Origin of the sequence: Streptomyces sp. CB02366, from assembly GCF_001905905.1 — a bacterium.
In the GTDB taxonomy this organism is placed as follows: Bacteria; Actinomycetota; Actinomycetes; order Streptomycetales; family Streptomycetaceae; genus Streptomyces.
In genome coordinates this window covers 578,455-587,491 of record NZ_LIVT01000003.1, presented here as the reverse complement: position 1 = coordinate 587,491, position 9,037 = coordinate 578,455, and the positions used below count along the sequence as shown (strand labels likewise).

The following is a 9,037-nucleotide window of genomic DNA, read 5'->3' as shown; positions in this document are numbered from 1 at the left end:
TGTCCTCAGTGGAGGAGGGCCGCGGCGAGGGCGGCGAGGGTGAGTACGAGGGCGACGGTCCCGGTGACGGGCGGGACGTCGTCGGTAGCCACGAAGGCGAGACCGAGCAGCGCGAGGACAGCTGCGAGCGCGCAGAACGGGCCGAAGAAGGCCACTGGGCTATGCGGCGCGACCGTGGAGTGCGGGCGGCAGCAGGGCCAGGTGCGGCTCGTGCTCCTCGATCTCCGCGCGGATGGTGCCGCGGATCGTGGAGTCGCCGACGCGTCCGTGGCCGGCGGCGATGAGGGCGTCGCGCATGGCGCCGGTGCCGGGGCGGGTGCCGTCGGCGTAGAGAGGGCGGACGACGATGCACCGGGGGTCGCGGTAGACGATCGGCGCGGGGGCCGGGGCGGGGGTGGGCGCGATGGCGGGGGCCTGCTGCGGCATGGGCGGGGCAACCGCCGGGGCCGGGTCGACGGGGGTGTCGGCCCGCTCGACGACGGGGGTGTCGACGCTGGTCGACGGGGTCGCGACGGGCGTCGGGGTGGCGGCGAGGTGCAGCAGGTGCGCGAGGACGGCCGGGGGCACCATCGAGGTAACGGCGATGAGCCACGCCTGGTTGCCGTTCATGTGCTCGGTCTGCACGAGGTGCGCGACGACCTGCGCGGCGAGGGCGAGGATGATCGCGAACCCGGCGCCGAGCTGGGCGGAGAACCTGCCGCGGGCGCCCTTGGGGCGGGTCGCGGCGACGACTGCGGCGATCCCTGCGTAGGCGGAGAGGGCGAACGGCATGCCGTAGGCCCAGGGGTCGGACCAGCCAGCGAGCTTGGCGACCTTGTATTCGCCGGGCATCGACATGATCAGGGTGGCCGCGAGGACGGCGGGGCGTCCGACGGTGGTCGCGGTGCGCGCGTACCAGGGGGGACGGGTGCCGTCGCGGGGGGACGGCACGCTAAGGTGCTGGTCAGCCATGGGAGGGTGCAACTCCTGTGGTTAGGGTCCAGACCACGGCTGCTATCCGTGTCGTCTGGGCCCGCTTTTTTTGGTTGTTGGACCGGACCGCTGCTATCGGTGTCGGTGCGAGCAGCAGCCTAGTCGACGGGTGTCGTCGTCGTCCAGACGGCCCGTCAGCGACACGTCGTCGTCACTCGTCTGTCACGGGTTGGCCACTTCCGGAGACGGCGGGTCCGCTGGTCTCGTACGGTGCGCGGACGTAGACGGAGATCCCAGGGGGACGCCATGTCGCAGCAGTATCCGCAGGGCCAGCAGCCGCAGGGGTGGGGGCAGCAGCCTCCGCAGTGGGGCGGGCAGCCGCCGGCGCCGAAGAAGTCGTCCGCCGGGAAGATCGTGGGCCTGGGGTGCCTGGGTATCGTCGGGTTGCTGGTGGTGATCGGCGTCGTCGGCGCGGTGGCGATGGGCGGTGACGACGGGGGTGAGGCGTCGTCGAAGCCTGCGACGACGGTGTCGGAGCCGGCCGCCGCGCCGGAGAAGGAGCCGGAGGAGGACGCCCCGGCGAAGGAGCCGTCCGGCCCGGAGGGCGACGTGAAGATCACCGGGTGCGAGGTGAACGGTACGACGGGCTGGCCGAAGGCGGACGTGCTGATTACGAACCGGTCCAGCAAGAAGTCGAACTACATCGTGTCCGTGGAGTTCGTGAACGCGTCGGGGAAGCGGTTGGGTGAGGCGTTCGCGGCGTCGAACAACGTGGCGGCGGGGCAGGAGGTTGAGGCGGAGGCGCAGTCCCTTGACCAGGTGGAGGGGAAGGTGGAGTGCCGGGTGACGAAGGTGACTCGGTACGCGTCCTGACGACGGCATGACGACGCCCGTCGCCCCTGGCTCACGGCCGGGGTGACGGGCGTCTGTGCTGCGTCAATCAGCTGTTGCCGTGTACGACGAGGGCGTACGCCTCCGCGAGGGACTTGAGGCGGGGAGTGCGGTGGTCGACCTGTGTCTTCTTGGCGACCTCCTCGACGTCAGCGGCGATGGCTGCGAGGAGAGCGTCGCGGGCGCGCTTCTCCGGATCGGCGTTGTTCTCGACGTGCTCGTTGAGGCTGCTCATGGTGCTCCTTGTGGCGGTTGGTGTGATGGTGTGGACGATGGGCGGCGCGGGTTAGTTCCCGTGCTGGCGCGAGGCATGCCGTGCCGCCTGCGCTCGGTCCGCAGCCTCGCGGGCCCGGACAGCGTGAGCATGGGCCACGTGGGCGTGTTCCTGTGCCTGGCGGGCGTGTTCGCGCGCCTGGCGGGCGGCGGCTTCGGCGCGGAGCATGTGGCGGTGGCTGTCCCAGGTGGCCCACCCGGCGACGCCGAGCATGACCGCAGAGGCCACGAGGAGCAGGACGTTGGCCATGGGTCAGCCCTTCGTTGCCCACATAGTGCCGCTGGCGTCCTGGTGGACGGGCCCGTCGTGCTGGTACCGCAGGACGCACGGGCCCAGCAGCCGGCCGAACGCGCCCTGGGTGGAGGCGGAGCACATCTTGTAGGGCGGGGCAGGCCAGGGCAGCGGGACGCCGTCGCCCATCAGTTGCGGCCGGGTCGCGTCGTCGCCCGTCGTCTGTGCCCCGTCGTCGTCGGTGACGACGGGCGGCACGAGGGCGAACGTCTCCTGTGCGGTCCCGTCGGCGAGGGTGTCGGCGATGCGTCTGACCTGCGTCGTCAGCTTCTCGATGGCACGGAGCAGGGCACGGTGGTTGGGGTCGGTGGGCATGTGGGTTCCCTTCGGTGTGGCGGTCATGACGCCATCGCCAACCCGCGCTGCTGCGGGGGCTGCTGGTTCATGCGGCGGGCGGCGGCCCGGACCGCCCTGTACCGGGCGTGTGCTGCCCGGCACGGCAGGCACGGCCGCTCCCCGAGCCGCCGGTGCAACTGGGCGCCGGTGGGGGTGCCGCCGCGAGCGTGTTCCTCGGCCAGCCGGGCCCGCCGCCCGGAGGCCGTACGCGCCGCCTGGGCGGCCTCACAGCGGTCGCAGGTCTCCGCGTACCGGCAGTGCGCCATGAGCGCGTTGAACGTGCCGCAGGGCAGCCGCACACGCCCCTGCGAGTCGAGCCACGTCCCGTCATCCGGGTTCAGCACCCGGCGCCGCTGGTGCGCGGTCAGCCCACCCCACGTCCCCCGCTCCTCCGGAACGGTCAGGGCGTGGGTGGCGCACCCGGCCCGGAGCGGGCAGCCGGCACAGATCGCGGCGGCCTCCCGCTCGTCCTTCGGGTCGGTGCTGTCGAACAGGCGGGCGGTGGCGGGGGTGCAGCTCGGGGTGGTTCCGTCGAGGAACTGGGGCGGGATGATCATGGTCGGTGCTCCTCGGCGGTCGGGTGGTTGGCGGGGTCAGGCGGTGGCTGCGCGTCCGGTGGTGGCGCGTGCGGCCCGGCAGCGGGGGTACGGGCAACCGGCCACCGGGGGCAGGTGGTGTTGCTCGCACATGGCCCGGGAGTCGAGGCACTGCCCCGCGGTCAGGCGGGCGTTGTCGGTCTCCAGCTCGGTCACGCGGGCCTCGGCGGTTTCGGCTCGGGCTCTCCACCGTCCGATGGCCTGCCGGTCGGACTCGGCGCGGCGTCGGAGGTCGGGGAGGAGGGATTGCTCGTGGTAGTCGAGGCGGGCCCGGGCGGCGTCCCGTTCGGCGGCCAGCTCCTCGATGGCGGGTACGAGCCGGGGCCAGGACTCCCCGCCGTGGGCTTCGTTGATCCCGGCGGCCTCCAGGGCGTCGCGGGCTTCCTCCAGCAGCGCGACTCGTTCGTCGCGTCCGGCTTCGAGGAGGGCGAGGCGGTCGTATAGCTGGTCGAGGGCGTCGCTGGTGAGGTCGTCGAGCGGGATGCGCGGCTGCGCGGGGCGAGCGTGGTTCGTGGCGGGGACAGCAACCACGGCGAGCGTCATGCCGCAGAGGGTGAGGATGCGGTCGGCCCAGTCGAGGGTGAGGGTGGCGCGGCCGGTGAGCATCTGGCTCATGTGCTTGGTGCTGAGGCCGAGTCGGCGGGCGGCTTCGGCTTGGCTGATGTGCGCGGTGGTGAGGGCGGTTTTCACCTGGGCGCGGAGGTCGGCCTCGGGCTGGGTGGTCACCGGGCCCCCTTGGCAGCGTCGAGCAGGGTCAGGGCGTGGACGAGGAGCGCCCGGCAGATGGCACGCTCGCGGGGGTCGGAGACGACCATCTGGTCGGCGAGGGTGATGGCGTCGCCGGTGCTGGAGGCGTAGATGAGGCAGGGGCCTCGGTTGGCGGTGACGGTGAACTCGGCGGGCGCGGTCATGGCGGTCGGGTCCTTCCGAGGTGTGGTGTGGCCGCCCGCAGCGGGGCGGCCACACAGCAGGGGTGTCAGGCGGCGGCGGAGCCGGAGCGGCAGGCGTAGGGGGAGCAGCCGTCCGGGTCGCCGTTCTCGGCTAGCTCGGCGTCGTACACGGCGTCGAAGAAGTCGTCCTGCTTCCACTCGGAGGGGCGGACGCGGTCGATCGGGGCTTCGTCGAGGGGCCGCCGGCTGATGTGCAGGAATCGTTCGTGGCGCAGGCCTGGCCCGGTGCGGTACGCCTTGTCGAAGCGGACAGCTTCGGCCCAGGACTCGGGGTCGGTGTCGCGCATCCGCCGCCATTCGGCGTTGCCGTGGAACGGGCAGCCGATGCACGCCGACTTCGCGGTGCTGCCCCACCCGCGGCTCTTCAGGTACGCCTCGCACTGGGTGCGGGACATGCCCAGTTCCAGCAGCGGGTGCCGGGACTTGGCGTACCGGGTGTCGGCGCGGGTGGAGACGCGGCCGATCTCGTCGGTGGAGAACCCGATCCACTGTTCGGCCCAGGTGCCGCGCGGGGGTTGGCCGACGCGGGCGAGGGTGCCGGTGCCGTCGCAGACGGAGCAGGGGCCGGGGGTGTGGTCGTTGAGCTTGGCCCGCCAGGGGGCGATGCGGGTGCCGGTGCCGTCGCAGTACCTGCACGGTACGGGGTCGGAGGTCGATGCTCCGAGGAGAAGGCGGGTTTTCCGCATGATCGGGGTGAGCTTGTACGTCTGAGTGCAGCGGCGGTTGAGCATCCCGTGGTCGCCGGTCTCGGGGTCGCGGGTGTGGGCGGGGAGGGAGCGCTGCTTGTCGGGGTTGAGGACGTCGTCCTGGATGCGGCCGGCGGAGACGCGGTAGATCGGGATCCCGGCGGGCTGGGCGACCTCCGTTTCCAGGCGGTCGAGGTGCTGGTAGACGGCGGCGGGCTCCCATCCGGTGTCGGAGAAGATCGCACCGTCCAGGCCGGGCAGGCGGCCTTCGGCGGCGAGGAGCAGCAGGGCGGTGGACTGGACGCCGGCGCCCAGGGAGAGGAGGCGCAGGGTGGGCTCGGGCGTGGTCATCGTGTGGGCTCCTCGGGCGCTCGGGTGCGGGTGATTCGGGCGCGCAGCAGGATCAGCTCCCGCAGTTGGTCGTCCGCGACGGTGGCGGCGTGCTGGGCGCGTGCGATCTGCGCGTCGACGTCGGCCACGGTGGCGTGGGCGGCGAAGTCGGGGTCGAGGGCGGGGAGGACGGTGGGCCGGGTCACTGGGGGTCCTCGGGCGCGTTGTGCTCCGGGTGGGTGGTGGCGATGTGGTCGGCGTACCGGGCGCGGGGGATCATCGCGGGCGGCGGGCAGTACGGGCAGGGGCGGCGCACCTCGACGGCAGCGGCCGGGGTGGTCGACTCCTCGGGCGCGGCAGGGGCAGCGGGCGGGGTGGTGATCCGGGCGAGCTGGTGCGGCCCGCAGGTGCAGCCCTCGGGGTACGCCTCGCTGGTGGGCGGCTGCACCCCGGCGGCAGCGTGGTCGCACAGTTCGTGGTCGCCCTCGGCGTGGGCCATCAGCCGCTCGTGCGTCGTGCACGGCTCCCCGCCCGGCTCGCACGCTCCGAAGCTGCACGGGGTGGCCACGTACTCGGCTTCGTTGGCCTGGCGGCGGAACGTCTCCATGAGGGCGAACGCGGCCCCGGCGTGCTCGTTCTGGCCCCGGCTGGCGTAGATCCCTCCGGCCCTGTCGCACTCGTCGGCCACCTGGTGGAGCACGGCGGCCCGGTCGGCAGGCGCGGGCGGGGCGGCCGGCCCGTCGAGCGCGTCCCGCAGTGCGGCCGTGCGCTCCGGGTCCAGCTCCAGCCAGTACGGCTCGCGGCCGGGCCCGGACAGCAGGATGGTGGTGGTGTCGTCGTCGCCGTACATGACGTCGTCGAGGCCCCACCGCAGCGGGGTCGGTTCCTGCTCCTCGACGGGCGGGGCGGCCACGGTGGTGCCGAGGAGCTGCCGGGCCACCGCCAGGGCAGGCGCGGGCAGGGCGGCCAAGACCGCGTCAGTGCGGCCGTAGGCGTTGGCCACGACGGTCTCAGGCCGCCGCATCCCGGCGTACTGCGGGCTGCTGTTGGTCTCGGCCCAGCCCAGAAGGGCCTCGGCGATGAGGTCGCGCAGCTGGTCGGCGGGGCGGTCGGCGGGGGTGGGTGAGGTGTCGGTCATCGGGGCTCCAGGAGGTGTGCAGGTACGGTGGTGGGGCGCCCGCCGGCTTCGACCCGGCGGGCGTGCTGCGCGGTCACGGGGTGGTGTGCGGGGCGAGCTGGGCGGCGGCCTGCTCGCCGAGGAACTGGGTGTACGCCGGCGGGATCGCTTCGCGGAGCCCGTCGCGGGTGGCCCACGGCATGCCCATGACGGTGCGGGCCTGCTCGGCTCCGGAGAAGTTCCCGACGACGTGCATGAATTCGCCGGGCTGCGGGGGGCGGCCCATCTTGGCGAGGGGCGCAAGGTGCCGCGGGTGGAGCTTCGTGCCGAGGGGCAGCGAGGATTCGAAGAGGCGGTGCCGGTAGGTGCGGAGCCCGAACATGGCCCCGCAGAGCAGCAGCGGGTCGATGAGGGCCGTCGCGGCGCCTTCGACGTTCTCGATGATGTACGGCCGCCCCGTCGCGATCATCGCCGCCCGGGTGGGGGTGATGAGGTCGGGGTGGTCGTTGCCGCGGATGCGTTGGGCGTTCGTCCACCGGCGGCAGGTGGGTGATCCGGCGATCAGGTCGAAGTCCGCCCCGTGGTCGCGGATGAACTGGACGGCGTCGCCCTGGTGGAACTCGAACGGGTAGTGGGGTTGGGAGTTGAGGTCGACGCCGACGACGTCGAACCCGGCAAGGTAGTAGCCCATGGACGCGCCGCCTTGGCAGCAGTAGGTGTCGAGAACGGTGAGCCCGTTCGGCCGACGCGGCGGGAGGGTGGTCACGTCGTTGCTCCGGAGGTCGAGTTGCCCGGGGAGGACCGGGGTCGGCGGGGTGTCGAGTCGGGCGCGGGCCCGGGTGAGGGCGGCGGTCACGCGGGGCTCCCGGTGTCGAGGGCGGTGGGGTATCCGCTGCTGGCGAGGTATTCGGTGATGCGGTCGGTGAGTCCGGCGGGGGTCTGCTGCTCGGCGGGGGTTTCGGTGCGGTAGTCGTCGATGGCGGCATCGATGACCGCGTGCAGGCCGGTCACGCGGCACCTCGGCGGCGGCGGTCGGTGCCGGTCATGGCGACGACGCGGGTGTCCTCGGAGAGCCGGGACACGATGCGCTCGCCGAGCGCCGACGTGAGGTCGGGCGCCCCGTTGGCCGCGCGGGCGGGGAGGTTGCTGGTGTAGAGGGTCGGCCGGCAGGCGTTGTACCGCTCGTTGATCAGCCGGTAGGTGATCTCCTCGGTCCACTCGCTGGCCTTGGCGGAGCCGAGGTCGTCGAGGACGAGGAGCGGCACCCGCACCAGGCGCTTCAGCTCCTCCTCGGTGCCCCGCTCGGAGCCCTTGGGGCGGAGGAGCCCGTACATGTCGGCGGCGGTGGTGGCGCGGATCTCGTAGACGCGGGGGCCGGCGGCGGCGATGCGGCGGAGGGCGCCGTAGGCCTGGTAGGTCTTGCCGGTGCCGGTGGTGCCGGTGAGAAGGAGGCTGCCTGCGGTGTCGGGGTCGGTGGCGACGTCGTCGGCCCATTGCTGGACGTCGGGGTGGGTGGCGTCGGCGCGGCGGTAGCGGGGCGGTGTGGCGGTCTCCCAGCGCTTCAGGGCCCACTCGGCGCGGCGGCGGCGGTGGTACTCGGGGTGGCCGGGTTCGTCGGGGGTCGGTTGGTCGTCGATCGGGCCGGGGCCGATGCCCTGTTGCTGCTTCTCGGTGACGCCGGCCATGAGGCGGGCGAACGCGGACGGTCCGAGGCTGCCGACGTTCAGTGGTTCGGGCATGGTCAGAATCCGTTCGAGTAGGCGGAGACGTCGACGGGGTTGGTGTAGGGCTGCCAGCCGCCGGACACGGCACGGAGCGGCGGGCGCTCGGCGCCGGGGGCGGGGAGCGGGGGGAGTTCGGCCCAGCCCTTGAGGAAGTACTTGGCCGACTCGACGGGGGTGCGGGCGGCAACCTTCGTGGCGTGCTCGACGAGGGCGGGAACGCCGGTCTTCTTGATGAGGGCGAGGACGGGAAACCACTCGTTGCCTTTGAAGGGCCAGCGGACCCGGATGTCGGCGGCGGTGAGCGCATCGACGAGGGGCCGGGCGTCGGCAGGGATGCCGTACGAGGGGTCGTGCTCTCCTGCTTGCTGGTCTTCAGCGGTCGTATTGGAACTGAAGGAACTCTTGAGGGCAGCTCCTGCCCTAGTCGTGGACATCTCCTGCCCTAGCTCTGGGGCAGCTCCTGCCCTAGGTTGGGGCAGCTCCTGCCCTAGCCCGGTGACGACTAGGGCAGCTCCTGCCCCAGAGTTGGGCAGGTCCTGCCCTAGCTCAATCCCGTCCGAATCGGGCACGGCCGCGCCCTTGGGGATGAGCAGCTTGTACTTCGTCCGGGCCTTCTTCGAGCGGGCCGCAGCCACCGGCGGCCGGTCCCGTTTCAACCAGCCGCCCGCCTCCAGCTTGTTGAGGTGGGTGCGTACGGAGGCCCGGACCATTCCGGTCGCGTCCTCCAGGGTGGTGAGGGAGGGCTGGAGCCGGTCGGGGATGGTTCCGGTGCGCACGTCTGCCCACGTTGCGACGGTGAGCGCGAGCAGCCGGGAGAGCGACGGGAGGTCGCTGTGGCGGACTGCTCGTTCGTACTCGAACCGGCTCGGCATGTGCGGCTTCTTCCGTTCGTGGTGGTGCGGGTGATGGCCCGGGGCGTGGCGGCCCCGG

At 72.7% G+C, this 9,037-nt stretch carries 16 protein-coding genes; 1 reads left to right on the top strand and 15 read right to left on the bottom strand.

Annotation, left to right across the window (positions count from 1 at the left end; genetic code table 11):
* Positions 1-5: 5 nt before the first annotated feature.
* Both AMK24_RS34205 and AMK24_RS11200 read right to left on the bottom strand, forming a co-directional pair.
* Entirely contained in the window at positions 6-155 is a 150-nt protein-coding gene (locus tag AMK24_RS34205; protein ID WP_199876414.1) for a hypothetical protein, read from the bottom strand.
* 4 nt (positions 156-159) lie between these two features.
* Positions 160-951 (bottom strand): hypothetical protein, encoded by a 792-nt coding sequence (locus AMK24_RS11200; RefSeq protein WP_073767627.1) that lies wholly within the window; start codon positions 949-951, stop codon positions 160-162.
* Between the two features lie 267 nt (positions 952-1,218).
* Between AMK24_RS11200 and AMK24_RS33665 the strand changes: the two genes are divergently transcribed.
* The gene (locus AMK24_RS33665) at positions 1,219-1,785 is read left to right on the top strand and encodes an FxLYD domain-containing protein (RefSeq protein ID WP_073767624.1); all 567 of its coding nucleotides are present in this window, start codon (positions 1,219-1,221) and stop codon (positions 1,783-1,785) included.
* A gap of 67 nt (positions 1,786-1,852) precedes the next feature.
* Here the strand turns inward: AMK24_RS33665 and AMK24_RS11190 are convergent, their stop codons facing one another.
* The 13 genes from AMK24_RS11190 to AMK24_RS11135 form a co-directional block, all read right to left on the bottom strand.
* Positions 1,853-2,038 carry a hypothetical protein gene (locus AMK24_RS11190; RefSeq protein ID WP_073767621.1) on the bottom strand — a complete coding sequence of 62 codons (186 nt, stop codon included), beginning with the start codon at positions 2,036-2,038 and terminating at the stop codon, positions 1,853-1,855.
* A 51-nt stretch (positions 2,039-2,089) separates the two neighbouring features.
* Entirely contained in the window at positions 2,090-2,326 is a 237-nt protein-coding gene (locus tag AMK24_RS11185; protein ID WP_073767619.1) for a hypothetical protein, read from the bottom strand.
* Positions 2,327-2,329: 3 nt separating this feature from the next.
* Positions 2,330-2,683, bottom strand: coding sequence for a hypothetical protein (locus tag AMK24_RS33920; RefSeq protein ID WP_073767616.1), 354 nt, complete (start codon positions 2,681-2,683; stop codon positions 2,330-2,332).
* A gap of 23 nt (positions 2,684-2,706) precedes the next feature.
* Positions 2,707-3,261, bottom strand: a complete 555-nt coding sequence (locus AMK24_RS34690) for a WhiB family transcriptional regulator (protein ID WP_073767613.1) — start codon at positions 3,259-3,261, stop codon at positions 2,707-2,709.
* A gap of 36 nt (positions 3,262-3,297) precedes the next feature.
* Positions 3,298-4,026, bottom strand: a complete 729-nt coding sequence (locus AMK24_RS11170) for a helix-turn-helix domain-containing protein (RefSeq protein WP_073767611.1) — start codon at positions 4,024-4,026, stop codon at positions 3,298-3,300.
* A complete protein-coding gene (locus AMK24_RS11165) occupies positions 4,023-4,211 on the bottom strand; it encodes a hypothetical protein (RefSeq protein WP_073767609.1) in 189 nt (62 codons plus the stop codon). Before AMK24_RS11165 ends, AMK24_RS11170 begins: the two co-directional genes overlap by 4 nt.
* Positions 4,212-4,276: 65 nt before the next feature.
* Entirely contained in the window at positions 4,277-5,287 is a 1,011-nt protein-coding gene (locus tag AMK24_RS11160; protein WP_073767607.1) for a hypothetical protein, read from the bottom strand.
* Entirely contained in the window at positions 5,284-5,472 is a 189-nt protein-coding gene (locus AMK24_RS11155; protein WP_073767605.1) for a hypothetical protein, read from the bottom strand. Before AMK24_RS11155 ends, AMK24_RS11160 begins: the two co-directional genes overlap by 4 nt.
* The gene (locus AMK24_RS11150; protein WP_073767603.1) at positions 5,469-6,404 is read right to left on the bottom strand and encodes a hypothetical protein; all 936 of its coding nucleotides are present in this window, start codon (positions 6,402-6,404) and stop codon (positions 5,469-5,471) included. The genes AMK24_RS11155 and AMK24_RS11150 overlap by 4 nt, the downstream gene beginning before the upstream one ends.
* 73 nt (positions 6,405-6,477) lie before the next feature.
* The gene (locus AMK24_RS11145) at positions 6,478-7,239 is read right to left on the bottom strand and encodes an SAM-dependent methyltransferase (RefSeq protein WP_384652825.1); all 762 of its coding nucleotides are present in this window, start codon (positions 7,237-7,239) and stop codon (positions 6,478-6,480) included.
* A complete protein-coding gene (locus AMK24_RS33915) occupies positions 7,236-7,394 on the bottom strand; it encodes a hypothetical protein (protein WP_158072151.1) in 159 nt (52 codons plus the stop codon). The genes AMK24_RS11145 and AMK24_RS33915 overlap by 4 nt, the downstream gene beginning before the upstream one ends.
* Positions 7,391-8,122 (bottom strand): ATP-binding protein, encoded by a 732-nt coding sequence (locus AMK24_RS11140; RefSeq protein WP_073767601.1) that lies wholly within the window; start codon positions 8,120-8,122, stop codon positions 7,391-7,393. The genes AMK24_RS33915 and AMK24_RS11140 overlap by 4 nt, the downstream gene beginning before the upstream one ends.
* A 2-nt stretch (positions 8,123-8,124) precedes the next feature.
* The gene (locus AMK24_RS11135) at positions 8,125-8,979 is read right to left on the bottom strand and encodes a hypothetical protein (protein WP_073767599.1); all 855 of its coding nucleotides are present in this window, start codon (positions 8,977-8,979) and stop codon (positions 8,125-8,127) included.
* Positions 8,980-9,037 lie beyond the last annotated feature (58 nt).

Excerpts from the sequence above, each read along its gene's own strand:
- AMK24_RS11200 (WP_073767627.1), bottom strand. The coding sequence starts at position 951 with ATGGCTGACCAGCACCTTAGCGTGCCGTCCCCCCGCGACGGCACCCGT.
- AMK24_RS33665 (WP_073767624.1), top strand. The coding sequence starts at position 1,219 with ATGTCGCAGCAGTATCCGCAGGGCCAGCAGCCGCAGGGGTGGGGGCAG.
- AMK24_RS11190 (WP_073767621.1), bottom strand. The coding sequence starts at position 2,038 with ATGAGCAGCCTCAACGAGCACGTCGAGAACAACGCCGATCCGGAGAAG.
- AMK24_RS11185 (WP_073767619.1), bottom strand. The coding sequence starts at position 2,326 with ATGGCCAACGTCCTGCTCCTCGTGGCCTCTGCGGTCATGCTCGGCGTC.
- AMK24_RS33920 (WP_073767616.1), bottom strand. The coding sequence starts at position 2,683 with ATGCCCACCGACCCCAACCACCGTGCCCTGCTCCGTGCCATCGAGAAG.
- AMK24_RS34690 (WP_073767613.1), bottom strand. The coding sequence starts at position 3,261 with ATGATCATCCCGCCCCAGTTCCTCGACGGAACCACCCCGAGCTGCACC.
- AMK24_RS11165 (WP_073767609.1), bottom strand. The coding sequence starts at position 4,211 with ATGACCGCGCCCGCCGAGTTCACCGTCACCGCCAACCGAGGCCCCTGC.
- AMK24_RS11160 (WP_073767607.1), bottom strand. The coding sequence starts at position 5,287 with ATGACCACGCCCGAGCCCACCCTGCGCCTCCTCTCCCTGGGCGCCGGC.
- AMK24_RS11150 (WP_073767603.1), bottom strand. The coding sequence starts at position 6,404 with ATGACCGACACCTCACCCACCCCCGCCGACCGCCCCGCCGACCAGCTG.
- AMK24_RS11140 (WP_073767601.1), bottom strand. The coding sequence starts at position 8,122 with ATGCCCGAACCACTGAACGTCGGCAGCCTCGGACCGTCCGCGTTCGCC.
- AMK24_RS11135 (WP_073767599.1), bottom strand. The coding sequence starts at position 8,979 with ATGCCGAGCCGGTTCGAGTACGAACGAGCAGTCCGCCACAGCGACCTC.